The organism is Dietzia sp. 111N12-1 (genome assembly GCF_001658045.1).
GTDB lineage: Bacteria > Actinomycetota > Actinomycetes > Mycobacteriales > Mycobacteriaceae > Dietzia > Dietzia kunjamensis.
In genome coordinates this window covers 1-25684 of the sequence record NZ_LSSV01000040.1, presented here as the reverse complement: position 1 = coordinate 25684, position 25684 = coordinate 1, and the positions used below count along the sequence as shown (strand labels likewise).

Sequence of the window (25684 nt, the reverse complement as noted above, 5' to 3'; positions counted from 1 at the left end):
ACGCCGACATCCCACCCCCACGCCGACCCTGGCTCGACCCCCGACCCCAGAGCACCCACTGGTACCGACGCGCCCTACGCCTGGCCGCCGAACGCAAAGCCAACACCATGGCCCCACCACCAGAGACCACACCCGACCACCACCACGACCCCGACCCGCCGCCCTTCTGACCGGCGGACGGGAAGGCCTCAGCGGTGCTTGAGCAGGACTGCCCGGATCCCCTCGTGGAACCCGTCTCGCAGGCGAACCCGCTGGGCTTCCGTCAGGGTGAACTCGTTGAGCATCTGGCAGGCGAACTGCAACAACGGGCGGTCGATCCCCGGGGGAAGCACGCCGCCCGAGAGGAGATGCGCCTGATCTCGCTGACTCTCTGTGGCGGCCCGCTCGTACCACCACGTGGCGTACTGCTGGCCCACGTCGAAGGGGGTCTGTTCACCGGACGAGGTCCAGACCTCGTCAGGGAGCGGCACGAACTTCGACCTCAGCGGCCGACGATGGGGAGCCATCATCGACGGGTTCGGCCGGGACGACCCGTTGGGCTCCGCGCCAGGGTCCGAGGGCTTCTGGACCGAGCCCGCGAACTGCGGGGCGACCAGGGAGGACTGCGCTGTGGGCTGGGGGCCCGGGTGCGCCTCGGCGGCCTCGGCTGGGCTGGGCCGCCCGGACTCCCCCGCCTTCTCGGTCTTGTCGTTCTGCTTGGCCAGCTGCGCGGGCGACGGCCCCGGGTTCTGTGCGCTCTCGGGCTTCGACGACGCGCCAGGCGTGGGGACCTTACCGGCCGTCGGCGGTTCGACTGGTTCCTGCGCGGAATCCCCGGCCTCCGGCGCGGGCGGCTCGGACTCGGCTCTCGCCGCGCACTCCTGCTCGTCTGCCGCCAGCTCCTCCGCATCGGCCGCACGCTCCTCCTCGGCGGCCGTCAGGCGGGTCTCGTCGGCCACCGAGGTGGCCGAGGCGCGATCCGAGCGCAGGACGACGTCGGCCATCCCCACCGACTCCTCGGTCTCGTGGGCGTCCTCCCCCGGATGCACCGGAGGCGCCGTCGGGGTCCTGACCTTCGGGGGGATGGGGCCCTCGAGGACCCTGATCTGCATGGCGTCGTGAAAGTCGGTGCGGGGATCGAGCACGGTCGTGGTGTCGCAGGCGTGTCGCAGCGCAGAAGAGATCGAATCCCAGCCGAAACCCACGAGATGCATCCGGACACCGGCGTCCACGGCCACCCGCACGCCGGGGATCATGTCGGCATCCCCGGTGACCAGGACCATGTCCGAACACTGGCCCTTGTAGGCGGCTTGGATCATGTCGGCGACGAGGAGGGTGTCGACCGCCTTTTGGGTTCGTCTCTCACCCCACTCGATCAACTGGCCAGCGCGCAGCTGCACGCCCTCGATCACACGGAGAGTGCGCTGATACCGGTGCGGGCCGGAGTCCGGGATGCCGTCATACCAGTTCTGGCGCTGGACCGGCTGGTCCACCAGACCGTGGGCTACGTGGTCTAAACGGTGCACGACCGTGGCCAGGGATATCTCTAACTGGCCGCGCGCACCCTCCTCCCACGAGTTGTAGAAACTAGCCAGTAGATACGAGGTATCCACGAGGACCAGGGTCCGTTCAAGCATGATGATCACTACCTGTTCTGATTGTCTACGTTGACTTCCAGCATGCCGCAGGGCGGGCGACCCCGCAGGGTCCGCCGCCGAACCACGTCAGGAGCCCCGATGTCGCAAGCCGTCCCCACCCAGGCCGATCTGAGCGGAAGGGTCGTGCTGGTCACCGGCGCCGCACGCGGCCAGGGGCGCGCACACTGCGAGGCGTTCGCCGCCGCCGGATGTGACGTGATCGCCCTCGACCTGTGCCGGGACATCGAGACGGTCCCCTACCCGATGGCCAATCCGGAGGACCTCGAGGCCACCGCCGAGTCCGTTCGCGCGCTCGGCAGGCGCTGCATCACCGGGGAGGTCGACGTTCGGGACCTTCCCGGCATGCGTGCAGCCGTCGACGCCGCGGTGGCCGAGCTGGGCGGCCTGGACTTCGTCGTGGCCAATGCCGGGGTCTCGCCCCAGCCCGCCGCGTCCTGGGAGCGGAGCGAGGAGGAGTGGGACACGACGCTCGACATCAATCTCAAGGGCACGTGGGTGACGACGACGGTGGCGATCCCCCACATCCTGACGACCGGGCGCGGCGGCTCAGTGGTCTTGATCAGCTCGATGGTGGGACTGCGGGGCGGCTCCTTCACCGCCAGTTACGGGACGTCCAAGTGGGCCGTGCGCGGACTCGCCAAGGCCCTCGCCGGTGAGCTCGGGTTCTCAGGCGTCCGGTGCAACTCGATCCACCCCGGCAACGTCCGTACGCCGATGATCGAGAACCCCTCGATGATCGCCATGATGTCGGGCGGGCAGGGCACCACGCTCGAGGACACCGCGGAGACCTTCAGCGGCATGAACCAGATGCCGCAGCCGTGGGTCGAGCCGTCGGCGATCGCGTCCATGGCCGTCTACCTGTGCAGCGACGAGGGCGCGGGTATCACCGGCGCCTCCATCCCGATCGACCTGGGTGGCAGCGAGAAGTTCGGCCTCTGAGCCGGCGGCACGGCCGCTGCCACCACCGCCACCCACCCGGCCGACCGGATGAAACGCGGCAGCCCGCCCCTCGAGCGAGGGGCGGGCTGCCGCGGAGATCACCGGGCGATGAACCCGGCGCTCGAAAGGATCAGACCGACTCGGGAGTGCCCGCGGGAGCGGTCGGACGGGGAACACTGATGGTCGAACCGGTGGCGGTCCACACCAGCGACCAGAAGATGTCGATGACCGGCTGGATGGCCTGCAGGAAGATGTCGTTGGCGTTGCTCATGATGTGTCCCCTCGTATTTACTGCTGCGTACTGAGTCGTACTGCGGTATCGGGCGTTCTGTCTGTACCCCACGTAACGCCATCTATGTCGTCACGAACCCGCTCGACGTTACACAACCGTGATGTCCGGCGTGACATCGTCGAACTCCCGCGCAGGCCACGCACGCTTCGGCGCCGGAAAAGAGTCCTCGGCCACACCACAACTGGGCGGTGATCGATCAGCTCACCGCACACCGAAATTGTGACCCGCGCAACCGAACGTACCTACGCGACCGTAAGTTACGGTACCGTAGCTTCATGGCCATCACCGACATCCCGGAATTCGCGCACCTCTCCGAGTCCGACATCGAAGCCCTCGGCGCGGAGCTCGAGCAGATCCGTCAGGACATCATCGGCTCCCTCGGCGAGCGAGATGCCGCGTACATCCACAATACGATCCGTTTCCAGCGGGGACTCGAGATCGCGGCCCGTGCACTGCTCCTCGTGGGCTCGCGTAACCGCACGGCCTGGGCGATCGGCGCAGGCACCCTCGGTGTCGCCAAGATCGTCGAGAACATGGAACTCGGCCACAACATCATGCACGGGCAGTGGGACTGGATGAACGACCCCGAGATCCACTCCACCACCTGGGAGTGGGACATCGTGGGCACCGCCGAGCACTGGAAGCAGACCCACAACTACATCCACCACAAGTACACCAACATCGTCGGCCTGGACGACGACGTGGGGTACGGCGTTCTCCGGGTGACCCGCGACCAGCGTTGGCACCCCTTCTACTACGGGAACATCGCCTACAACGCGGCCCTCGCGCTGCTGTTCCAATGGGGCGTGGGGATCCAGCACCTCGAGCTGGGCAAGGTCGCCAAGGGTCGTGACGACCGTCGCGAGACCATGAGCAAGCTCTCGCTCTTCGCCAAGAAGGCCGGCCGTCAGCTCGCCAAGGACTACGTCTTCTACCCGCTGCTGTCCGGCAAGGGGTGGAAGTCCACCGCCACCGCCAACCTGGTCGCCAACGGGATCCGCAACGTCTGGACCAACGCGGTGATCTTCTGTGGCCACTTCCCCGACGGTGCCGAGAAGTTCACCAAGAAGGACGTGGAGAACGAGACGCAGGCAGAGTGGTACCTGCGGCAGATGCTCGGCTCCGCCAACATCACCGGCGGTCCGGTCGTCGACTTCATGTCCGGCAACCTGTCGTACCAGATCGAGCACCACATCTACCCGGACATGTCGTCCAACCGACTCGCGGAGGCGTCCATCCGGGTACGTGAGGTGTGCCGCAAGTACGACCTGCCCTACGTGGCCGGCCCCCTGCCGGTGCAGTACTTCAAGACCTGGCGCACCATCGCCAAGCTGTCGCTGCCCAACCACATGCTGCGCGACACGACCGATGACGCGCCGGAGACCCACTCCGAGCGGATGTTCGCCGACCTGCCCAAGCCGCTGCCGGCCGTGGAGGGTCAGCGGGCGGGCCTGAAGACCGCGCTGCAGCACCACCGCGCCACGCGGCGGGCCCGCACAGTCGCCGCCGTGGCCTGACCAGCGGCCGCAGGATCGACGCCAGGGACGCCCCGGCACCGGAGACCGGTGCCGGGGCGTCCGTGATTCCGACGCCGACGGCCCCGTACGGCGATAGGCTGTCGCTCGAGTCGGCGGGACCCGTCGACGTCCGGCACTACACCGGTCGAGCTGAATGTCCGTGGAACACGACGACGGGAGCCCCCATGGAGGACCGGCGCATGCTCATCGCCGATTCCGCGATCGAGGTCGTGGCGCGGGACGGGGTCCGTGCCCTCACCCACCGCGCCGTGGACTCGGAGGCGGGACTGCCGTCGGGCTCCACCTCCTACTACTGCCGCACCCGCGCGCAGCTGCTCGCCCTCACCGTCGACCGGCTCATCTCGCTGCTGAGGGGATTCGTCGAGGTCTCGGGCATCCAGGAGTTGGCGTCCTCCGACGCCGACGACGTGCTGGGGATGCTCACGCGCATGGTCGACGGGTTGCTGGCCGACTACCGCGGTGAGTTGGCGGCCAGGTCGGCGTTGATCGTCGAACTCGCCGGCAAGGAGGACACCACGGACCTCGTGGCCGCCCTGCTCGATCCGAGCGACCTCGTCGGCGCACTCGACGCCGCCGGGCTGCGCGACCCGGCCATAGCCGCACTGGACCTGTTGACCGTGTACGAGGGCCTGCTGTGGGAGCGCACGGTCGGCAGGCTGGCCGGCGTCGAGGTCGACCACAAGCACGACGCCGAGGTGCTGGGCGCGGTGCTCGCCCGCCACGAGCACCGCGGTCCCCGCAACCTCTTCGGCCTCCGCCGCTAGTCCGAGATCGCCTCGAGCGGGTCGGTCTTGGCGGCCCGGTGCGCGGGCCACAACGACGCGAGGACCCCGACGACCGCCGAGGCCGCCAGCACGACGCCGATGCTGCCCCACGGGATCGTCGTCTCCGTCAGTCCGCTGTCCGCGAGCACGGTGACGAACGCCCAGCCGAGGTAGACGCCCACCGCCGCGCCGATCAACGCGCCGAACACGGCGATCTGCGTGGACTCGAGGTTGATCGTGCGGCGGACCTGCGAGCGCTGCATGCCCACCGCGCGGAGCATCCCGATCTCAGTGCGTCGCTCGATCACCGACAGGGCGAGGGTGTTGACGATCCCCAGGACCGCGATGACCAGGGCCAGCCCCAGCAGCGCGTAGATGATCGTCAACAGCTGGTCGATCCCGCCGGTCTGGGTGTCGATGTACTGCTGCTTGCTCTGGACCATCGCGATCGGGATGTCGGTGAGCTCGTCGGTCACCGCCGCGAGGACCTCGTCCTCGCTCACCCCGTCATCCGCCGCGACGAGCACGTTGAAGGTCGACCGCAGGTTCTCCGGCACCAGGCGTTCGTAGACGTCCATCCCGGTGTAGAACTGCCCGAGGATCTGGGAGTCCTCGTAGATCCCGGTGACCCGGAGGGTGCTCTCACTGCCGTCGGGCGCGACGAGCGGCACGGAGGCGCCCATCGTCCACCCCTTGTCCCTGGCGACGGTCCGGGACACGACGAGCGAGTCGGGGCCGGGGTCGAGCGAACCGTCGACCACGGTGGCGTCGATCATCTCGCCGACGGGCCCGCCGGCGGCGGACAGCGCCTGCGGTTCCCCGGCGAGCTGGGCGAACGCGAAGGCCAGCCAGGCCACGTCGCCGACCTCGTCCACGTCCGCGATCCGCTGCTCGATGCCGCCGGGCAGCGGGGTCGGCGGCCCCTGGGAGGCCACGCCCTGGACCACGACATCGGCGTTGATGTCCTGGTCGATGACGCCGCTGACGCTCTCCTTCGTGGTGGCGCCGAGGGTTCCGAACGCCGCCACCAGGGTCAGTCCCAGCGTGAGCGCGAACGCGGTCGCGGCGGTCCGGCGGGTATTGCGTCCGGCGTTGGTGGCGGCGAGCTTGCCGACCGCGCCGAACGGTGCGCCGATCACCCTGCCGATGCCACCGGCGATCGGTTTGGCGAGCGCGGGCATCACCAGGAAACTGCCGATGATCAGCGCGGCCGCACCGACACCGACCGTGATCGCACCGTCCCGCGTCGTCTCCTGCCAGGTACCTATCACCGCGAGCATGAGGCCGCTCACCACGGCGAACAGGCCGACGGCGGTGCGCCATCCGCCGCCGGCCTCGGTGGTGGCCGAGCCGACTCGCATGCCCTGCACCGGGGCGACGCGTCCGGCGCGTCGGGCGGGCGCCCAGGCGGAGAAGACTGTGACGACGAAGCCCAACACCAGCGGGGTGATGACCGACATCGGGGTGAGCGAGAGGGCTCCGGACGGGATGCCCAGGTCGAAGGCCTCGAGCGCCACGAAGATCAGCTGGGCCAGGCCGAAGCCCACCACCACGCCGATCCCGGAGCCGACGAGCCCGGTGACGGCGGCCTCGGCCATCACCGATCGGGTGAGCTGCCCGCGGGAGGCGCCGATCGCGCGCAGCAGCGCGAGCTCCCGCAGCCGCTGGGCGACGAGCATGGAGAAGGTGTTGTAGATGATGAACGTGCCGACCAGCAGCGCGATCAGCCCGAACGCGACGAAGAAATAGTTGATGAAGTCGAGGACGGTCGACAGTTGCTCGGACAGTCGCTTCTTGATCTCCTCGCCGGTCCGGACCTCGTAGTCGGGGAACTCGGCCGCGATCGTGTCGCGGACCTCCTCCTGACTCACGCCCGGTTCCGCGCGGACGGAGACGTTGGAGGCGTTCTCGCCGTCGGTGAACAGGGCGCGGGCGCGTTCCTCCGAGAACCCGACGCCCACGTACCCGCCGATGTCGGTCTCGTTGGCGTAGGCACCCACGACGGTCACGTCGAGGACGCCCTGCCCGGTGGTGTAGACCTCGGCGGTGTCGCCGACGGCGAGGCCGGCGGCGGTGAGCACGGTCTCGGGGAGGACGACCTCGTCGTCGGCGGCGGGGGCGCGGCCGTCCGTGATCCAGCTGCTCTCGCCGACCGCGTCGTCGGGATCGATCCAGGCCAGGCCCTCGGACGGCGCGCCGCCGGACTGGTACGGGGTGCCGTCGGCGTTGAACAGCACCACGGTGCCGGACACGCCGGGCATGGCCGCCTCGACGCCCGGCAGGTCGAGCACCTGCTCGGCCACCTCGAACGGCACGCCCGCCCCGCGGGGGTCCTCGGGTTCGATCATCGCGGCGAGGTCCGCGGTGCCCTGGTCGAGCAGCCCGTCGAAGGTGCTCTTGAGGGTGGACGTGAAGACCAGCGAGCCGGTGACGAACGCGGTGCCCAGGACCACCGCCAGCACGGACAGCACCAGGCGGAGTTTGTGGGCGGCGATGTTGCGCAGCGACACGCGCAGCATCGGGCGCGTGTGGCGCGGGGCGTGGGCGGACTCGTGTCGCCCCCCGCCGGCGCGTCCGGCGTGCCCGGAGGCGTGCCTGGCCGCCATCACCGCTCCTCGAGGGCGCCCATGGCCGCCAGGATCTCGTCGGCGGTGGGGTGGGCGAGCTCGCGGACGACCCGGCCGTCGGCGAGCAGCAGGACGCGGTCGGCGTAGGTGGCGGCGCGCGGGTCGTGGGTGACGATCACGACAGTCTGACCGAAGTCGTCTGCGGCGCTGCGCAGGATGGCCAGGACCTCGGCCGAGGAGGTGGAGTCGAGGTTGCCGGTGGGCTCGTCACCGAACAGGATGTCCGGGCGGCCGACCAGGGCGCGCGCGCACGCCACGCGCTGCTGCTGGCCGCCGGACAGTTCGGACGGCCGGTGCGAGAGCCGGTCGGCGATCCCCAGCCGGCCGATCACCTCGTCGAACCAGGCCCGGTCGATGCCGTGGCCGGCGATGTCCTGGGGCAGGGTGATGTTCTCCTCGGCCGTCAGGGTCGGGACGAGGTTGAAGGACTGGAACACGAATCCGATGCGGTCGCGTCGCAGCGCCGTCAATTCCTTGTCCGCCAGCCCCACGATCTCGGTATCGCCGATCCGCACCGACCCGGAGGTCGGCCGGTCCAGTCCCGCCATGCAGTGCATGAGGGTCGACTTGCCCGAGCCGGAGGGGCCCATGATCGCCGTGAACCGTCCGCGTTCGAAGGTCGCGCTGACGTGGTCGAGTGCACGGACCTCGGTCTCGCCCTCCCCGTAGGTCATGACGAGGTCGGTGGCGACGGCGGCCGCGGAGTGCGGCTCGCCGTCGTGTTGGTGGGTCTCGGCCTGGGTGGTCATGTGCTCCCTCGGATCATGGTGGTCGATCTAAAGCTTGCAGGAATTCGGAGCGGAAGCCGATGGGGGATTGCCCGGGTGTCCACCCTGATCCTGCTCACGGGTCCAGGCGTCGAGGGTCCGCCGGGTGGCGAACTCGCGATTCTCACCGGAGACGGGGTCGGTGAAGGCGATCGACTCGGCCAGCAACTGCAGTGGTGTCGAGAAGTCGCCGGGGGCAACGTCGAGCACACGGGGGTAGAGGTCGTCGCCGAGTATCGGGGTCCCGAGGGCGTTCATGTGCACGCGCAGCTGGTGGGTGCGGCCGGTGGTGGGTTCCAGCCGGTAGAGCCCGATCCGCCCGGCCCCGTCGCCCCGGGTGCCCAGGAGGGTGATGCGCGTGTGGGCGTCGGGCTCGCCGTCGACCTCGGCCGCCTGCAGGACGCCGCGGGTCTTGACGATCCGGCTGGACCGCTGCCGTTCGGTGGGAACCCCGTCGGGGGCGGTCGCGACCGCCAGGTAGGTCTTGGTGACCCGGCGGGCGGCGAAGAGTTCCTGGTAGGCGCCGCGGTGCGCGGGATCGACGGTGAAGACCAGGACGCCAGCGGTGAGCCGGTCGAGGCGGTGGGCGGGCGCGAGGTCGTCCAGCGCGAGATCGCGCCGGAGCCGGACGAGTGCGGTCTCGGTGACGTGCCCCGCGCGGGGGGTCGTGGCGAGGTAGTGGGGTTTGTCGACGACGACGAGGCGGTCGTCCGCGTGCAGGACCTCGACCTCAAACGGGACCGGGATCTCGGGCTCCGGCGTCCGGTACATCCACACATCCATCCCCCGGTGCCGCCGGGTGGCGGCGGTGACCGGTGCCCCGTCGGCGGTGACGACCTGCCCCGCCTCGAGGGCCACGGTGAGCTGGGCGAGCCGGTCGGGGAAGCGTCGGCGCAGCTCCTCGGGGATGCTGCGGGGCCCCTGTCCGGGGTCGGCCAGCCGGATCCGGACCGGGTCGACACCGTTCCGCAGCGGGAGGGGCCGCCCACGGCGTCTCGAACTGGACACGTCCACGAGCCTAGTCGGTGGGCTACACTCACTCGAGCACCATCTGTCCCTCGCACCACTCTGAACACTCGGGAGCGCCCATGATCGACGTCGTCGTCGACTTCTTCCTCTTCGGCCCGGGCCGCGTCGTCCTCCCGGCGTTCCAGGGGAGTTTCAACATGGCCTACCCGGCCAACGCCCCGTTTCCGGACCAGCTCTAGACGGCCCACTCCCAAACCGCGATCCGGTGTCGTATCCCGGCGGTAGGGTCGGGGTCATGGCTTCCCTCGAGAACACCGTTGTCGTCGGCGTCGACGGCTCCGCCGCCTCCACCGGTGCGGTCGCGTACGCCGCCAACACCGCCGCCACCCGCCGCGTCCCGCTGCTCCTCGTGACCAGCTACACGATGCCGGCCGCGATGTTCGCCGAGGGGATGATCCCTCCGCAGCCCGTCTACGACGAGCTGGAGCGGGAGTGCACGCCCATCATCGAGAAGGCCCGTGAGACCGCGGCCAAGGTGGCGCCCGGCATCGAGGTGTCGCACGCGATCGTCGAGGGCAACCCCGCGCAGGTGCTCATCGACTACTCGCGCAAGGCCAAGCTCATCGTCCTGGGTTCCCGCGGCCTGGGCGGGATCAAGGGCATGGTGCTCGGCTCGGTGTCGGCGGCGGTGGCCAGCCACGCGTTCTGCCCGGTCGTGGTGACCCGGGAGGACACGGACGACCTGAACCGCAGCGGCCCGGTCGTCGTGGGGATCGACGGCTCCGAGGTCAGCGCCAAGGCCACCGAGTGGGCGTTCGCCGAGGCCTCCGCGCGGTCCGCCCCCCTCGTCGCCGTGCACACCTGGATGGATCCGCAGGTGCAGGCCGCGGCGGCCGGGATCTCCCTCACCGAGGATGACTGGAAGGAACTCGAGCAGCAGCAGCTCCAGACGCTGTCGGAGCGGCTGGCGGGATTCTCGGACCGGTACCCCGATGTCGAGGTGCAGCGGCTCGTCACGCGCGATCGCGCGGTCCGGGCACTCGTCGAGCAGGCCGAGAACGCCCAGCTCGTCGTCGTCGGCTCCCACGGGCGGGGCGGGTTCACGGGCATGGTCCTCGGCTCCACCTCCCGGGCGCTCCTGCAGGCGGCCCCGTGCCCGGTGATGGTCGTTCGTCCGGAATCGCACTCATGAGCAGCGAGGACAACGTTCAGGTTCGGCGTGACACCGCCGCCGGGCGATTCGAGATCCTCGTGGACGACGTGGTGGCGGGTTTCGCCGACTATTCCGACGGCACGGACGGCGTCCGCGAGTTCCCCCACACGGTGGTCGCGTCCGAATTCGGTGGGCGCGGTCTCGCCGGGACGCTGGTCGGTGAGGCGCTGCAGGTGACCCGGGAGGAGGGACTGCGGGTGCGTCCGTCGTGTTCGTTCGTCGCGGGATACATCCAGAAGCACCCGGAGGCCGCGGAGATCGCCTGAGGCCGCGGGCGGGTGGCCCGGCGGACACGGACCGGTAACGAGTGAGCGACGTTTAACGCCACCGTGCGCCCTACCGGAAGCTTTCGTGTCGGTGTCGTGTTCTCCTGAGAGAGCGGCCCGTTCCGGGCCGAGTACGACTCTCGGGAAAGGACAACCACAATGTTGTGGAGCATCATCTCCTGGATCATCGTCGGTGGCCTCGCTGGCTGGATCGCGTCCATGATCATGGGCAAGAACGCACAGATGGGCCTCGTCGCCAACGTTCTCGCCGGCGTGATCGGCGCCTTCATCGTCGGCCTCCTCGTCTCGCTCGTCACCGGTGGCGGTGGCATGCCGGAGGCATTCTCCATCTGGGGCTTCGTCGCCGCGATCATCGGCGCGATCCTGGTCATCTTCATCGTCTCGGCCGTCAAGGGGCGCGGACGCACCAGGGTCTGACCCCTGCGCGAGACGCCAGAGACACCGCATCATCCGGACGGCCCGGCCCCTCGTCGGGGCCGGGCCGTCCGTCTGCATCACCCCGAGTGGAAGGAGTCCGACATGGGACTGTTCGACAAGGCCAAGGACCTCGCCCGCAAGAACCCGGGCAAAGTGAACTCGGCACTCGACAAGGCCGGCGACGCGTTCGACAAGCGCACCGGCGGCAAGCACGCCCAGCACGTCGACACCGCCCAGCAGAAGGCTGGCGAGTTCCTCACCGGACGCACTGCGGACGCGCCCGAGGTCCCGGACGCCCCGGACGGCACGCCGACCCCGGACCCGGATCCGTCGCAGCACAGCCGCCCCCCGGCCGACGGTCGACCCCCGGCCTGACCGTCATCGACCGCACCGTCAGGCGATGGGGCCGGTGTCCGCCGCGCGCGGCACCGGCCCCGTGGTGTCGGCGGTCACTGCCGATAGTGTGTACCCCGTGACGAGCACACGGTCGACCAAGCCCGGGCCGCGGGAGCGGCTCCTGGCGACGGCGACCCGTCTGTTCTCCACCGACGGGATCCGTGCGGTCGGGATCGACCGGATCCTGCGGGAGGCCGGGGTGGCCAAGGCCAGCCTGTACAACACCTACGGGTCCAAGGACGAGCTCGTCGTGGCCTACCTGCGGTCGGTCGCCGAACGGGACCGTGACCTGTGGCGGCGTCGCGCCGACCTCGCCCCGGATGCCCGGGGCCGCATCCTGGCACTGTTCGACATCGTCCGCGAGCAGGTCGAACCCGCCATGCCCGGGTCCTGCCACCTCGCGGCGGCGATCGAGTTCCCCAGCCCGGCGACGGACGGCGAGCGCGCCATCCGCGCCGCCGTGGCCGATCAGCGACAGTGGGTCGCCGAGACCCTGCGCTCCGAGCTCGCCGGCATGGGCCTCGAGGACCCGGACAACATCACCGACCTGGCCGACCGGTTGGCGCTCCTCCACGACGGCTCGGTGACCGCCGCGATGCTCGGTGAGGTCCGGACCACCGCGATGACCGCCCGCAGCATGGCCGAGCTCATCCTGGGGATGGTCACCGACCCGACGTGATCCCCACTGCACGTGATCCCCATTGCACGTGATCCCCGCGCGGCGGGTCAGCCCGCCACCCGCGGCGCGGTGACGTCAGCGATCCGCTGGGCCGTCGTCGGGTCGTCCTGCGTGGACTGCACGGCCAGCACCCGGGCGTCGCGGGACAGGACCACCAGCGCACCGCCCAGCCCCACCGTACGGCCGCCGCTCCAGCCTCCCTCCGCCTGCGAGGGTTCGGCCTCGTCGGAGGGCGCCGACTCCTCCACCAGCTCCGCCGCCCGCTCCGGGGACGCGACCGAATACACGGTGGTGGTGAGCTGCACCTCGCCGTCTGAGTCGTAGAAGAAGCAGGCCGCGGGCTCCACGCCGTCGTCGATCCGCACGTCGGTGACCGGCTGGCCGCTGAGTCGTGTGACCTCGTCGGCGGACAGGTACGGGCACTCGGCATCCGCGACCGGTTCGACCGGCGGCAGTTCCGGCTCGGTCGTCTCGGGAGGGGCGGTCCGGATGGTGCCCATCTCCGGGGCCGGCTCGGAGCCGCCGCACCCGGCGAGGGCACCGAGCAGGACCGCGGACACCGCGACGAGGGCTGGGGAGGCGGGTTTGCGCATACCGCCAGGATAGATGCCGGGTCGGTCAGTACTGTTGACCGTGGCGGTGCGGCTGACCGCCGACACGGCGACGGCACCGGGAGGTGGCAGATGGGCGACTCCACGAGCATCGCTGCGGGCGCCGACCGCGCGGAGGACCGCCGCCGCGACCTGCGCGGTGCGATCTCCGCCGCCGCGGTCGATCTGGTGATCGAGCGGGGACTCGACGCGGTGACGGTCGACGAGATCGCCCGAGCCGCCAACGTGTCGCGGCGGACGTTCTTCAACTACTTCCCGTCCAAGGCCGCCGCGTGCATCCCCGACACGCCCCCCGCCGGTCGTGACGCGGTGAGGGAGTTCCTCACCGACCGCAGCGTGTCCACCATGACCGCCCTTTCACGGCTCATGTGGCACCAGGTGTCCAACGCACGGCGACAGAGCCGGGCCTTCGACCGATTCCACGACATGTGGCGCAGGGAGGCGAGCGTCCGGACCCAGGTCTACGAGATCCTGGCGTGCAACGAGAAGGAGCTGGCGGCCCTGGTGGCGCGCCGGGAGGGGCGGGAACCGGACTCGGTGGAGGCCGCGACGGTGGCGGCCGCGTCGATCGCGATCCTCCGGATCGCCGTCGAACGGTGGCGCACCGACGAGCCGGGTTCCCTGCTCGAATACCGCATCCGGGAATCGTTCGATGCCATCCGGGGGTCGGTGACCGAGCCGACCGACGTCGCCTGAGGTCCGGCTGCCCCCGACGGCACCCTGCCCTGTCAGAAGGTGCCGCCGAGTGCCCGGACCAGGCGGTCGCCCATGCGTTCGTAGGCGCGCGCCTCGCGGCCCGCGGCACCGGGCAGCACCGAGAAGGTGCGCGGCCGCCACACCGTCCGGACGGTGACCGTGACCTCGCCCGTCCCGGGGTGCAGGTCGAGGTGGCAGCGGTGCTCGGCCACCGCGGTGTTGCCCTCGAGGGTGCCGACGACGACGCCCTGCCGGAGCGACTCGTCGGTCAGGTCGACGAGTCGGCAGGGTCCACGCATCGGCCCGTCGAGCACGACGAGGTCCGATGCCGAGGGCGGTTCCGCCGATTCCGTCCTGATCCCCGCTCGGGCGTGGGCGGCCAGACGCAGCAGATCGTCCGCGGCCACGTCGAACAGGGCGACGCCCTCGCCGAGCACTGCGCGGGCGACGACCTCCCTCCACCCCCCGGGTGGGCGCCCGTGTTCGTGCAGATCCGAACGCCGGTAGCCGAGTGCGGGCCCCGGCAGCGGCTGCGCGTCCCGCCCGCGTCTCGCTTCCACATCCGGCAGTGTCGCCGAGCGAGATGAGCGGGCCGCGCACGCGCGGTGAACGCCGGACGTCGGGGTCATGACCGTGGGGCCGACCCGTAGGATCGGGCCATGCGATCGCAGCGACCCCGTCCGGCGCGCGGACGCCGTCTCGCCGGAGGGTTCGCCGCTCTGGCGGCCACGGTGGCTGTCGCCGGGTGCACTGCCACCGGCCCCGGTTCGGGTGACGCGGGCCCGCCGAGACTCACCCCGAATCCCCGGCACGACGTCGCCGCCGCGATGGTCGAGGGTCGGCCCGCACTCGACGAGCGGCTCAATGCGTGCGAACTCCTCGACCTGACCACCGAGGAGATCATCGACCTCACCGGTGCCGACATGCCGGAGGTCGATCCGACCGGCTCCGGCGACCTGGGGCTGCTGTGCACCTACGGCGGCCCGGGGTCACCCGAGAGGTACGAAGCCGGACTGGCGGGCACCAGCACGACCGACGCCGAGGCGACGGACACCGACGCCGACGCCGCCGAGGTCTCGGATACGGGATCGGCGGACACGGAAGGTGCGGAGACCACGGCTGCGGGGGCCACGACCGACGCGTCGATGACGACCTCGGCGACCACGGCGACGACCACCCCGCCGGCCTTCGATCCGGACGTCGTCCCCGACACCGTTGCCGCCGGGGTCGTCACGCCCCGCGACGGTGCCCAGGCCGCGCTCGCGGGTCAGGCCACACTGCTGGGCGCCAGGTACGCCTGCTCGGAGATCCGCGGACCGGGTGCCGCAGAAGCCGGCCTGACGGCCCCGGGCGAGCCCGGGGCACCCGCCGCGGTCGGCCCACGGCCCGCCACGATGTACATCGACTGCGTGGCGGCACCCACCGGCGGCGGCGTCGAGGTCCACACGATCCTCGTCTCCGCCGACGAGCTGTGGCACATCACCATGCTCAGACCCGAGACGCCGAGGTCACCACAGGCCGAGTCGTCGGCGCTGGCCGGACTGCACCGCGTGGCACAGGAGATCATCGGCTAGAGGTGGGCCGAAATGACGGGGAACGGCGCCGGAGCCCCTCAGCATCCGACGCCGTCCCACCATCTGGCAGATCGCGTACGATCCGGCCTCCACGCTGCCTCTCGGCTGCGGGTCGGCACCCCCCCCAGGTGCCCCGGTCGGCAAGACCGGCCCCTCGTTACGTGAAGTCGCAGCCCCTCAGCAACCACTTCACTTCGCCACCCACCCCTCGGCGGTGACTGAAATGACCCTATGTTGCACCTGCCGTTCGATCAAGCCCATGATCAGGCGTTTCTCCGTTGACTTCCGCTCAACTACGGACCCCGCATGGATCTACCAGCGGTTCTCCCCGCGGCGATACCAACGAACATTGGAAAGGTGTCCGGCCGGGTCGGTGCGCGTCCCCCGCGGAGCGGGCACCCACCGTGATCCCCGCCCGACCTCGGAGATGTACAGGCCGGGCACCTGGTATGTACTGTTACTGATGTTACTTATGTGACGCGTGGGGTTGGCTGTCCGCCCTCACGCGGCCCCCGCTGTCGCCGCCCGCCGCGGTACCCGCTTTCGAGGAGAACGATGTCTCGCCGCACCCGGTCCTTCGCAACGCTTCTGGCCACGGCCTGCCTCGTCGTCGTCGGCCTCTCCCCCGCCGCCTCCGCGCAGTCACTCCTCGGTCCCACCGGATCCACCGGCTCGGTCGGCGCGCTCGGACTCGAGTCCGCACCGCTGCCCGCGGTCGGCGGATCGACCGGCGTGCTCACCCTGCCCGTCCCCGCCATCGGGCGGACCACGGCCGAGACCGGGGTGGCCTCGGTCTACCCCACCTCGGGCGAGACGGTGGGCGTCGCGCAACCGGTGATGATCCGGTTCGACCAGCCCGTCGCCGACCGCGCCCGCGCCGAGGCGTCGGTGGGAATCCGCACCGCACCCGCCGTCGACGGCAAGTTCTACTGGGTCGGCGACATGGAACTGCGCTGGCGACCACACGAATTCTGGCCCGCGGGCACCTCCGTCACCGTGTGGGCCGGAGGGCGTGAGACCGTCTTCCGCACCGGCGACGCGGTGATCTCGACCTACGACGACGCCACCCACACCGTCACCGTCACCCGCAACGGCCAGGTGGTGCGCACCATGAAGGCTTCCGCCGGCCGCGACGCCTACGCGACCCACAACGGCGTCTACTACAACGGCTGGCGCGCCCGCGAGGTGCGCATGGACTCCTCGACCTGGGGCCTGGACCGAACCGCCGGCGGGTATGACACGACCGTCGAGAACGGCGTGCGACTGAGCTACGACGGAATCTTCATCCACTCGGCACCATGGTCGGTCGCCGACCAGGGCGTCCGCAACGTCTCGCACGGTTGCATCAACGTCAGCCCCGAGGACGCGGCCTGGTACTTCGACAACACCCGCAACGGTGACCCGTTCATCGTCGTGAACGGTCCCGGCCGCCCGTTCGGTGCCTTCGACGGGCAGGGCGACTGGAACTACTGATCGCCGACGGCCGGTCGGAAACACTTCGGTTGTGACGCACGATATACTCGCGTAGAAGTCTGTCGTAACGCTTAGAGAATCCCCCGCCGCCCTCAGGAGCCCCTCACATGACCCGTTCCTCCCGCCCCTCGGTGGCCGCCGCAGTCCTCGCCGCGATCGCGCTCCTCATGGGGGTGTCGGTCGGCGCGGGCACCGCCCCGACCGCCGAGGCCCAGTCCGTCATGCCGCTGAGCCCTCCCGGGGTGCCGCAGCTCGAGAACGCGCCCCTGTACACCCCGACCATCCCGGGCGTCGCCGCGATGCCCGTGCTGACCTACCCGATCGTCGGACCCGCGCGGCCGACGCCCGAGTACGGCAACGTCGACATCTTCCCCACCCCGAACGAGATCGTGGGCGTGGCACAGCCGGTCATGTTCTTCTTCGACCGCCCCATCCGCGACCGGGCACGGGCCGAGGCCACGATCGGCATCCGCACCGAGCCGGCGGTCCCGGGCAAGTTCTACTGGGTGAACGACCGCGAGGTGCGCTGGCGGCCCCACGAGTTCTGGCCGGTCAACACCTCGGTCACCGTGTGGGCCGGCGGCAAGCGTCAGCAGTCGTTCCGGACCGGCGACGCCGTGATCGCCGAGTTCGACGACCGCACCAAGCTCGTCACCGTCACCCGCAACGGCCAGCACATCCGCACCATGCGGGCCTCCGCCGGACGGCCCGGCTGGGAGACCTACAACGGCACCTACTACACCGGCCAGCGCGGCCGTGAGGTCCGCATGAACTCGGAGACGTTCGGTCTGCGCATCGAGGACGGCGGGTACGACTCGATCATCAACGACGCCGTCCGGCTCTCCTACGACGGCATCTACATCCACTCCGCACCGTGGTCGGTCGCCGACCAGGGTGTCCGCAACGTCTCCCACGGCTGCATCAACGTCAGCCCCGCCGACGCCCGCTGGTACTACGACATCAGCCGCAACGGCGACCCGTTCATCGTCAAGAACGGGCCCGGCCGCCCGTTCGGCGCGTTCGACGGCCAGGGCGACTGGAACTACTGACGCCCGCTCGCCGGCGGCCCGGCCGTCCGGAATGAAAAGCGTGGGGACATCATGCTTTTCAACACCTGTACCGGTTAGACCTCGCCGGGCCACCGGCGGTCAATCGTCCGGAAAGGACCCGTTCACCTCTCCCGGCCAGGCTGCACAGCGTGCAGACTCTGTCTTCCCCGGTCGACGGGCACCCGGCGACCGCTCCCCCTGACCTCGCCGAGCGCGGCCCGGCCCGGCGCCGGGCCTGGGCGGGCGGACTGTTCCGCGAGAAGGCGCTCTTCGTCGCTCTGGTGTTGCCCAACCTGGCACTGCTCGGCGTGTTCACCTACCGGCCGTTGCTGGACAACTTCCGGCTGAGCTTCTTCGACTGGAACATCTCCTCCCCCACCTCGACGTTCGTGGGAGCCGCCAACTATGTCGAGTGGTTCGGGCGGGACGACAGCTGGCTGATCCTGCGAAACACCGGCGTGTTCACCGTCTCGGCCGTCGTGGGGTCCATGGTGCTCGGGCTGGCCCTGGCCCTGCTGCTCGACCAGCAGCTCATCGGTCGCGGCATCGTGCGCTCGGCGGTGTTCGCGCCGTTCGTCATCGCCGGGGCGGCCATCGGCGTGGCGTTCCAGTTCATCTTCGATCCCCGGTTCGGCATGGTCTCGGCACTGCTCACAATGGTCGGACTCCCGGTGCCGGACTTCTACCAGGACCCCGACTGGGCGCTGGCGATGATCACCATCACCTACATCTGGAAGAACCTGGGCTACTCGTTCGTCATCTATCTGGCGGCGCTCCAAGCCAAACCCGCAGAGCTCTACGAGGCCGCCGAGATCGACGGCGCCGGCCGGTGGACCACCTTCCGCTCGGTGACACTGCCCATGCTGCGCCCCACGACGTTCTTCTTGTCGATCACCGTGATGCTCAACTCGCTCCAGGTCTTCGACATCATCTACGTGATGACCCGCGGTGGGCCCCAGGGCAACGCCACCACCACCATGGTCTTCCAGGTCTATCAGGAGACCTTCCAGAACTTCCGGGCCGGCTACGGGGCCACGGTCGCGACGATCATGTTCCTCATCCTGCTGGTCATCACCTACCTCCAGGTCCGCGTCATGGACAGGAACGCCCGATGAGCACGGTCCGCGCAGGCTCCACGCCGACCAGGATCATCGGGTACGCGGTGATGATCCTCGTCCTGCTGGTCATCGGCCTCCCGCTGTTCTGGGTGGTCGTCACCTCCCTCAAACCGGACAACCAGGTCTACGTCCAGCCGCCGGTGTGGTGGCCTTCCCCGCTGACCGGTGACGCGTACCCGCAGGTGCTCTCCGAGGTCCCGTTTCTCCGGTACTTCACCAACTCGGTGGTCATCACCGGCCTGCTCAGCATCGTGAAGATCACGTTGGGGGTCCTCAGCGCCTACGCGTTCGTCTTCCTTCGCTTCCCAGGCCGGTCCGTCCTGTTCATGGTCGTGCTCGCGGCCCTGATGGTGCCCAACCAGATCACGGTGATCTCCAACTACGCACTGGTGGCGCAGCTCGGGTGGATCAACACCTTCCAGGGCATCATCATCCCGCTGGCGGGGGTCGCGTTCGGCACCTTCCTCATGCGCAACCACTTCCTGACCCTGCCGTACGAGATCATCGAGGCCGCGCGCATGGACGGGTGCGGGCACCTCAAGCTGCTGTTCCGGGTCGTACTGCCGATGAGTTGGCCCACCCTGGTCGCCTTCGCGCTCATCACCGTGGTCAACGAGTGGAACGAGTACCTCTGGCCATTCCTCATCGCCTCCGACGACCGCGTCGCCCCGCTCCAGGTCGGGCTGGCCCGCCTCGTCAACACCGACGGCGGTTACACCGACTGGCCGATGGTCATGGCCGCCACGGTGCTCACCATCACCCCGATCCTCGTCGTGTTCCTCATCCTCCAGCGCCACATGATCAAGGGCCTGACCTCCGGCGCGGTGAAGGGATGACCCACTCCGCGCGATCCCACCTCCAATCCCGTCGGGCCGAACCGGTCCGGCAGCAACGAAAGGTCCGACACGAATGAACCCCATGAACCGTCGCGGATTCCTCGGCGTCCTCGGCGCCACCGCGGCCGCCACCACCCTCACCGCCTGCGCGGGCGCGGGCGGCGACACATCCGGTGAGTCGGGCGGAACCGCCTCCGGCGGCGACACCGGCACCATCACGTTCTGGTCCAACCACCCCGGTGACTCCAAGTCACTCGAGACCGACATCATCGCGGCGTTCGAGTCGGAGAATCCGGGCCTCAAGGTCAACCTCGTCGACGGCGGGAAGAACTACGAGGAGGTCGCCCAGAAGTTCAACGCGGCACTCACCGGCGGCGAGCTGCCCGACGTCGTCGTGGTCTCCGACGTCACCTGGTTCAACTTCGCGCTCAACCGGCAGATCACCCCGCTGAACGACCTGTTCACCGAGGCCGGCGTCGATACCGCTGACTACGTCGACGCCCTGCTGGGCGACTACGTCCTCGAGGGCGACAACTTCGGCGTGCCCTTCGCGCGGTCGACGCCGCTGTTCTACTACAACAAGGAGGTGTGGCGGGCCGCCGGGCTGCCCGACCGCGGCCCGGAGAACTGGACCGAGTTCGCGGAGTGGGCACCCCGCCTACAGGACGCCATCGGGGACGGCAAGCACGCCATCGCGATGTACGACGGCTCCAACTACATGGACTGGACCGGGCAGAACATCATCTGGGACTTCGACGGCGCCTTCTCCCGCGACTGGACCCCGACCTTCACCGACGACGGCACCATTCGCGGCATGGAGTACATCAAGAAGCTCGACGACGTCGGTTTCCTGGTGGTCTCCGCCGACTCGATCGTCGAGTTCGGTTCCGGTCTCGCCGCGTGTGCACTGGCCTCCACCGGCTCGCTCGCCACCGCCAAGACCAACGCCGGTTTCGAGTTCGGCACGGCCTTCCTGCCCGGGGCGGCCGAGAAGAACTCCTGCCCGACCGGCGGCGCGGGCGTCGCGATCCCGGCCGGTATCTCCGACGAGCGCAAGCTCAACGCCATGAAGTTCATCGACTTCCTCACCAACACGCAGTCGACGGCGACCTTCGCGCAGGGAACCGGGTACATGCCGGTCCGTAAGTCCGCCCGCGAGGCGCAGGAGATCAAGGCCTACCTGTCCGAGACCCCGCAGGCGGTCACCGCGATCGACCAGCTCGCGCACACCCGGCCTCAGGACAACGCCCGTGTCCTGGTACCCAACGGTGGTAGGCGCATCGGTGGCGCGTTCGACCGTGTCCTCGGTGGCGCCGACATCCGCGAGACCATGCAGCAGGTGCAGGACGAGACCGCGCAGATCATCGAGACCCAGATCCAGCCGAAGCTCAACGGCTGACCGGTCACCGCCGGCGATCGCCTACGCCCGGGGCCGGGCACCTCGTATCCGGCCCCGGCGTCGGCGTCGTTCGGCGGCCCCGGCCCCACCCCTGACCCCACAGCCGCGCCACCTCCCCCGAACATTCACGCACGAGGAGCACCCCACCCGATGGCCACCGTCCGCTTCGACCACGCGACCCGCCGGTTCGACAAGGGATCGGCGCCCGCCGTCGACGCCCTCGACATCGACATCACCGACGGCGAGTTCCTCGTCCTGGTCGGCCCCTCCGGCTGCGGCAAGTCCACCAGCCTGAGGATGCTCGCAGGTCTGGAACCCGTCGACGCCGGCCGCGTGTTCATCGACGAGCTCGACGTGTCCGGCGTCGCTCCCCGCGACCGCGACGTGGCCATGGTGTTCCAGAACTACGCGCTGTATCCCAACATGACGGTCGCCCAGAACATGGGGTTCGCACTGCGCAACGCCGGCGTCAACAAGTCCGACACCCGCAAGCAGGTCGAGGAGGCCGCGCGGATCCTGCAGCTGGATCCCCTCCTCCACCGCAAACCCTCCCAACTGTCCGGCGGCCAGCGCCAGCGGGTCGCCATGGGTCGGGCGATCGTGCGTCGGCCCAAGGTGTTCTGTATGGACGAGCCACTGTCGAACCTCGACGCCAAGCTGCGGGTCTCCACCCGCGGGGAGATCGCCGGGCTGCAACGACGGCTGGGCGTGACCACGGTGTACGTCACCCACGACCAGGTCGAGGCCATGACGATGGGTACGCGCGTCGCGGTGCTCAGAGACGGCGTCCTCCAACAGGTCGCGGCCCCCCGCGAGCTGTATGACCGGCCGGTCAACGCGTTCGTCGCCGGCTTCATCGGCACGCCGGCCATGAACCTCCTCGAGGTGGCGGTCGAGGGCTCCCGGGCCCACGTCGGTGACGCCGAGGTGGCCATCCCCGCCTCACTCGAGGGCCGCGACCGCGTCACCCTCGGTGCCCGACCGGAGTCACTGCGGGTTGTGGGCGAGGACGAACCCGGCCTGGATCTGGTGGTGGACCTGGTCGAGGAGCTGGGCGCGGAGTCCTTCGCGTACGGCCACACCGACGCCGGCGACCGGATCGCCGTGCGCCTGGACCGGGCACACGGGACCGCGGTCGGCGAGCGCCTCCGCGTCCGGCACGTCGACTCCGAGGTCCACGCGTTCGACCCCGAGACCGGCCTCCGCTTGAACTGATCCGGCGCGCCTGGTCACCGGGGCGGAACGGGCGCGAGCACGCCCAGCAGCTGATCCGCGGGAACGCAGCGCGGCGGCGGGCCGGCCGGCTCGACACCACCCGGGCCCCGCGGCCCGCCGAGGGCGTCGATCACCAGGTCCACCGCTCGAGGCGACGCCAGCACGGTCAGGTGCCCCGAGCGGTCGACCTCGCAGCCGTCCTGCAGCCGCACCACGTCCAGGTCCACGAAGTCCGGCACCTCCGGCGCCACCACCGGCCCGGTGAGTTCGTCGTAGTCCGAGGACACCGCCACGTACCGCACCCCGCGCGCGAACGGGACGCCCTCCTCGCCCAGCCACGCGAGCGTCGCCTCGGCGTCCTGCCGCGCGGTGTCGGGCGACAGCACGCCGAGCAGATCGGTGACGAACTCGGGTGGCCCGTCGCCGGACCGGGCGGGATCGGCGCCCAGCGTGACGACGGTGCGCACGGCGTCGGCCCGGGCGGTCGCGGTGACGTAGGAGGCGATGATCGCGCCCTGCGAGTGCCCCACCAGGTCCACCTCGGCGGCCCCGGTGAGCGCACGCACCCGGTCGATCTCGGCGGCGAGCTGCGGCGCCGAGGCGCCGGTGAGCGAGTCGACGCCGCCCACAGACGCCGGGGCGCCGCCGGGTCCGGGTGGCGCGCCCACGGTGGGGGCCCAGACGCAGTAGCCCTCGGCGGCCAGTGCGGCACCGAGGGTGGCCCACGAGTTCCCGCCGGTGAGCCCGGTGCCGTGCACGAGGATCACCGGCGCGGGGCGCTGCGCGGTCGGCCGGCAGTCGTCCCGGTTGATGCCGGGCGGATCGGCCAGGCCGTGGGTGAGTTGGTACGCCGCGCCGTCCCACCACCGCCACGGGACCTGGTCCGTGGTGGGGGCGGGAGCGGCCGCCGCCGTGGGCGCGGCAGCCGCGGGGACGGGGGCGACGACGACGAGGGCCGCCGCCGCGAGCAGTCCCGCGATCCCGGTCCGGTTCACGATCCCGGCAGCGGGGGGATCGGTCCCAGGTACGGGGCGACCGCCTCACACCGCGGTTCACGCGGGTCGGCGGGGTCGAGGGCGTTGAGCACGAAGTCCGCGGTCCGGGGATCCGAGGCGATGGCCAGGTGCTCGGCCCGGTTCTGCTCACACCCGTCCTGGATGGTGATGTTGGTGGCCCGCGGACCCTCGACGACACCGGAGGTGTACGGCCGGACCAGCTGGTCGTACCGGGTCACGAGGTTGAGGTAGGTCACGCCCGGCGCATAGGGGGTGCCACCCGACCACAGGAGTTCGAGCGTCTCCGACCCGGCGGCCATCTGGCCGAGGGACGGAGCGATCTCGACCGCACGTCCGCGGTCCCCGCTGGCCAGGGCGGTGCCGATCGCCCCGGACCCGGTCCCGCGGGAGCCGTGCCACAGCGGGGCTATCGCGGCGACGGTGTTCACCTTGCCGGGTCGGCCGACCTTGGCGACCAGGCCGGAGACGAGCGTCCCCTGCGAGTGCCCGATGAGGTCCACCTGCTCGGCCCCGGTCGAGGCGAGGACGCGGTCGACGAACTCGCCGACCTGCGGCACCGATACCTCCGTGATGTCCGACAAGCCGCCCAGGAGACTGACCGGCCACGGCTGACCGGGCAACGCCCCGTAGGTGAGCGTGTAGACGCAGTAGCCCTCGTTGTGCAGCAGCGGCCCGTAGGTGGCCCAGTTGGTGACCGCGCCACCGGAGGTGCCGTGGACCAACACGACCGGGCGCGGCTTGTCGGCGGTGGGGCGGCACGACCAGTCGTTGGCCCCCGGCAGCTCCGCCCCCGGGGCCGTGAGCGCCTGGGCGGCCCCGGCGAAGAAGGAGTACGGCACCGGCAGCGGTGCCCGTGTCGACGGGTCGGTGGCGTTCGCGGCGCCCGCGCCCGTCACCGCGAGGAGGGCGGCGGCGGTGACGGCCAGGGCGGCCCGCAGGGTTCTCATGTGCTCATTAAGCCACGCCCGGTGATCATCGGGAGGTCCTTCGCGTACACGAGTCCCGGCGCCGCCGCCACGACCGCCTCCACCGAGTTGACCAGCCGCATCGCGGTGACGAGCATGCCGGAGACGTTGTGATCGCCGTGCTCGGCGTGGTGTCCGAACTCCACCCGCATCGCGGGATCGCCGGTGATCTCGATGCGGTAGCAGCCGTCGCCGTGGTCCGGGCGCGGCCAGTCGGGGGCCTGGCCGGGCGCGGTGCGGGTCACGTGTTCCAGGACGATGCGGTCCTCGCCGTCGACCTGTCCCACCACCTCGAACCGCAACGCCGCCTGCGTCCCCGCCGGGACCTCACACGCCAACAAGGTCAGGTCGCGGTCCGCGGGCAGGCGCTCGTGTCGCTCCAGGAGCGGTTCGTCGAGGGTGACGTCGAGGGCGGCCGCGAGCTGGCGGACCACCGATCCCCAGCCCGCCGCGAGCATCCCCGGACGCAGCAGTGGCGGCAGCGAGTCCATGGGCCCGCCGAAACCGAACAGTCGCCGCATGGTTTCACCCTGGTGGTACACGGAGTAGTCCGCGATCTCGCCCACGTGGATGTGGTCGATCCGCCGGGACAAGCTGGTCAAGGCCAGCGGCAGGACGTCGTTGGCGAAGCCGGGGTCGATGCCGTTGACGTGCAGTGTGGCGCCGCCTTCACGTCCGGCGGCGGCGAGCTCGGAGATCATCTCCTCGGGCAGGGTGCCGTGCGGGTACTGCAGCAGCACCGGACCGGAGGCCACCACGTCGATACCGGCGCGCAGGAAGCGGCAGAAGTCGGAGATCGCGTCCACGAACCGCGTCTCGGTCTCGGCGGTGTAGACCACCGCGTCCGGGTCCAGCGCGAGCAGCGCGTCAGTGTCATCGGTGGACGCGATACCCAGGTCGCGGTCCACCCCGGCGAGTCGCCCGGCGTCCACGCCGACCTTGGCCGGGTCGGAGACGTACAGGCCCACCAGTTCCAGCTCGGGCCGGGCGGCGATCGCCTCGACTGCCATCCGGCCCAGATACCCCGTCGACCATTCCACTACCCGGATCGTCATGGGCACCGACACTATCCGTCGCCCCGACCCGGGGGTTGCCGCTTCCACGCATCCGGCCCTCGGTGTTCAGCTCCTGTAGGGCGAGGTCCCGCGCTCCCCGACGTCCTTCGCGGTGTCCGGGTCCCGGGCCTTGCGACGGCCCCCGACGTGGG

Annotated in this window: 26 protein-coding genes; 16 read left to right on the top strand and 10 right to left on the bottom strand. The window is 70.3% G+C overall.

The window, feature by feature from the left end; translation table 11 throughout:
• Window positions 1-188: 188 nt before the first annotated feature.
• On the bottom strand, window positions 189-1616 hold the full coding sequence (locus tag AYO52_RS11280) for an NYN domain-containing protein (protein ID WP_067717225.1): 1428 nt from the start codon (window positions 1614-1616) through the stop codon (window positions 189-191).
• A gap of 99 nt (window positions 1617-1715) precedes the next feature.
• Between AYO52_RS11280 and AYO52_RS11275 the strand changes: the two genes are divergently transcribed.
• Window positions 1716-2576: a mycofactocin-coupled SDR family oxidoreductase gene (locus tag AYO52_RS11275; protein ID WP_067717211.1), complete on the top strand. Its 861-nt coding sequence runs from the start codon at window positions 1716-1718 to the stop codon at window positions 2574-2576.
• A 130-nt stretch (window positions 2577-2706) separates the two neighbouring features.
• Here the strand turns inward: AYO52_RS11275 and AYO52_RS18585 are convergent, their stop codons facing one another.
• Window positions 2707-2847, bottom strand: coding sequence for a hypothetical protein (locus tag AYO52_RS18585; protein ID WP_167492364.1), 141 nt, complete (start codon window positions 2845-2847; stop codon window positions 2707-2709).
• 296 nt (window positions 2848-3143) lie between these two features.
• On the opposite strand from AYO52_RS18585, the gene AYO52_RS11270 reads away from it, so the two are divergent.
• Together AYO52_RS11270 and AYO52_RS11265 are read left to right on the top strand one after the other, a co-directional pair.
• Window positions 3144-4385, top strand: a complete 1242-nt coding sequence (locus AYO52_RS11270) for an acyl-CoA desaturase (RefSeq protein ID WP_067717208.1) — start codon at window positions 3144-3146, stop codon at window positions 4383-4385.
• Between the two features lie 185 nt (window positions 4386-4570).
• Window positions 4571-5170 carry a TetR/AcrR family transcriptional regulator gene (locus tag AYO52_RS11265; protein WP_067717205.1) on the top strand — a complete coding sequence of 200 codons (600 nt, stop codon included), beginning with the start codon at window positions 4571-4573 and terminating at the stop codon, window positions 5168-5170.
• Here AYO52_RS11265 and AYO52_RS11260 read toward each other — a convergent pair.
• From AYO52_RS11260 to AYO52_RS11250, 3 genes are read right to left on the bottom strand one after another with little or no spacing between them, the layout of a single operon-like run.
• Window positions 5167-7776: an ABC transporter permease gene (locus AYO52_RS11260; protein ID WP_253702096.1), complete on the bottom strand. Its 2610-nt coding sequence runs from the start codon at window positions 7774-7776 to the stop codon at window positions 5167-5169. The genes AYO52_RS11265 and AYO52_RS11260 overlap by 4 nt on opposite strands.
• Entirely contained in the window at window positions 7776-8546 is a 771-nt protein-coding gene (locus tag AYO52_RS11255) for an ABC transporter ATP-binding protein (protein WP_067717202.1), read from the bottom strand. The genes AYO52_RS11260 and AYO52_RS11255 overlap by 1 nt, the downstream gene beginning before the upstream one ends.
• A 27-nt stretch (window positions 8547-8573) precedes the next feature.
• Window positions 8574-9572, bottom strand: coding sequence for a pseudouridine synthase (locus AYO52_RS11250; protein WP_067717219.1), 999 nt, complete (start codon window positions 9570-9572; stop codon window positions 8574-8576).
• A gap of 256 nt (window positions 9573-9828) precedes the next feature.
• On the opposite strand from AYO52_RS11250, the gene AYO52_RS11245 reads away from it, so the two are divergent.
• From AYO52_RS11245 to AYO52_RS11225, 5 genes are all read left to right on the top strand, one after another.
• Window positions 9829-10725 (top strand): universal stress protein, encoded by an 897-nt coding sequence (locus tag AYO52_RS11245; protein WP_067717200.1) that lies wholly within the window; start codon window positions 9829-9831, stop codon window positions 10723-10725.
• The gene (locus AYO52_RS11240; RefSeq protein WP_067717198.1) at window positions 10722-11012 is read left to right on the top strand and encodes a GNAT family N-acetyltransferase; all 291 of its coding nucleotides are present in this window, start codon (window positions 10722-10724) and stop codon (window positions 11010-11012) included. The genes AYO52_RS11245 and AYO52_RS11240 overlap by 4 nt, the downstream gene beginning before the upstream one ends.
• Window positions 11013-11171: 159 nt before the next feature.
• Window positions 11172-11450, top strand: a complete 279-nt coding sequence (locus tag AYO52_RS11235; protein ID WP_067717194.1) for a GlsB/YeaQ/YmgE family stress response membrane protein — start codon at window positions 11172-11174, stop codon at window positions 11448-11450.
• Between the two features lie 102 nt (window positions 11451-11552).
• On the top strand, window positions 11553-11825 hold the full coding sequence (locus AYO52_RS11230) for an antitoxin (RefSeq protein ID WP_067717191.1): 273 nt from the start codon (window positions 11553-11555) through the stop codon (window positions 11823-11825).
• Window positions 11826-11922: 97 nt separating this feature from the next.
• Window positions 11923-12525, top strand: coding sequence for a TetR/AcrR family transcriptional regulator (locus AYO52_RS11225; protein ID WP_067717217.1), 603 nt, complete (start codon window positions 11923-11925; stop codon window positions 12523-12525).
• A 47-nt stretch (window positions 12526-12572) separates the two neighbouring features.
• On the opposite strand, the gene AYO52_RS11220 is transcribed toward AYO52_RS11225, so the two are convergent.
• On the bottom strand, window positions 12573-13118 hold the full coding sequence (locus AYO52_RS11220) for a DUF2020 domain-containing protein (protein ID WP_067717189.1): 546 nt from the start codon (window positions 13116-13118) through the stop codon (window positions 12573-12575).
• Window positions 13119-13208: 90 nt separating this feature from the next.
• Here AYO52_RS11220 and AYO52_RS11215 point away from each other — a divergent pair, with 90 nt between their 5' ends.
• Window positions 13209-13832, top strand: a complete 624-nt coding sequence (locus tag AYO52_RS11215; protein WP_067717186.1) for a TetR family transcriptional regulator — start codon at window positions 13209-13211, stop codon at window positions 13830-13832.
• Window positions 13833-13864: 32 nt separating this feature from the next.
• Here the strand turns inward: AYO52_RS11215 and AYO52_RS11210 are convergent, their stop codons facing one another.
• Window positions 13865-14392, bottom strand: a complete 528-nt coding sequence (locus AYO52_RS11210) for a DUF1990 family protein (protein WP_172812150.1) — start codon at window positions 14390-14392, stop codon at window positions 13865-13867.
• A gap of 99 nt (window positions 14393-14491) precedes the next feature.
• Here AYO52_RS11210 and AYO52_RS11205 point away from each other — a divergent pair, with 99 nt between their 5' ends.
• The 7 genes from AYO52_RS11205 (at window position 14492) to AYO52_RS11175 (ending at window position 22496) form a co-directional block, all read left to right on the top strand.
• Window positions 14492-15406, top strand: coding sequence for a hypothetical protein (locus AYO52_RS11205; RefSeq protein WP_067717181.1), 915 nt, complete (start codon window positions 14492-14494; stop codon window positions 15404-15406).
• A gap of 555 nt (window positions 15407-15961) precedes the next feature.
• Entirely contained in the window at window positions 15962-16879 is a 918-nt protein-coding gene (locus AYO52_RS11200) for an Ig-like domain-containing protein (RefSeq protein ID WP_067717178.1), read from the top strand.
• Between the two features lie 107 nt (window positions 16880-16986).
• Window positions 16987-17928, top strand: a complete 942-nt coding sequence (locus AYO52_RS11195; protein ID WP_067717176.1) for an Ig-like domain-containing protein — start codon at window positions 16987-16989, stop codon at window positions 17926-17928.
• A 248-nt stretch (window positions 17929-18176) separates the two neighbouring features.
• Window positions 18177-19043 (top strand): carbohydrate ABC transporter permease, encoded by an 867-nt coding sequence (locus AYO52_RS11190; protein WP_067717214.1) that lies wholly within the window; start codon window positions 18177-18179, stop codon window positions 19041-19043.
• On the top strand, window positions 19040-19882 hold the full coding sequence (locus tag AYO52_RS11185) for a carbohydrate ABC transporter permease (RefSeq protein WP_067717172.1): 843 nt from the start codon (window positions 19040-19042) through the stop codon (window positions 19880-19882). Before AYO52_RS11190 ends, AYO52_RS11185 begins: the two co-directional genes overlap by 4 nt.
• Window positions 19883-19955: 73 nt before the next feature.
• Window positions 19956-21281, top strand: coding sequence for an ABC transporter substrate-binding protein (locus AYO52_RS11180; RefSeq protein WP_067717168.1), 1326 nt, complete (start codon window positions 19956-19958; stop codon window positions 21279-21281).
• Window positions 21282-21431: 150 nt separating this feature from the next.
• Window positions 21432-22496, top strand: a complete 1065-nt coding sequence (locus tag AYO52_RS11175) for an ABC transporter ATP-binding protein (protein WP_067717165.1) — start codon at window positions 21432-21434, stop codon at window positions 22494-22496.
• A gap of 14 nt (window positions 22497-22510) precedes the next feature.
• On the opposite strand, the gene AYO52_RS11170 is transcribed toward AYO52_RS11175, so the two are convergent.
• From AYO52_RS11170 to AYO52_RS11160, 3 genes are read right to left on the bottom strand one after another with little or no spacing between them, the layout of a single operon-like run.
• The gene (locus tag AYO52_RS11170) at window positions 22511-23491 is read right to left on the bottom strand and encodes a triacylglycerol lipase (protein WP_067717162.1); all 981 of its coding nucleotides are present in this window, start codon (window positions 23489-23491) and stop codon (window positions 22511-22513) included.
• Window positions 23488-24459 (bottom strand): triacylglycerol lipase, encoded by a 972-nt coding sequence (locus AYO52_RS11165; protein ID WP_067717159.1) that lies wholly within the window; start codon window positions 24457-24459, stop codon window positions 23488-23490. The genes AYO52_RS11170 and AYO52_RS11165 overlap by 4 nt, the downstream gene beginning before the upstream one ends.
• A complete protein-coding gene (locus tag AYO52_RS11160) occupies window positions 24456-25532 on the bottom strand; it encodes a diacylglycerol kinase (RefSeq protein WP_067717157.1) in 1077 nt (358 codons plus the stop codon). Before AYO52_RS11160 ends, AYO52_RS11165 begins: the two co-directional genes overlap by 4 nt.
• Window positions 25533-25684 lie beyond the last annotated feature (152 nt).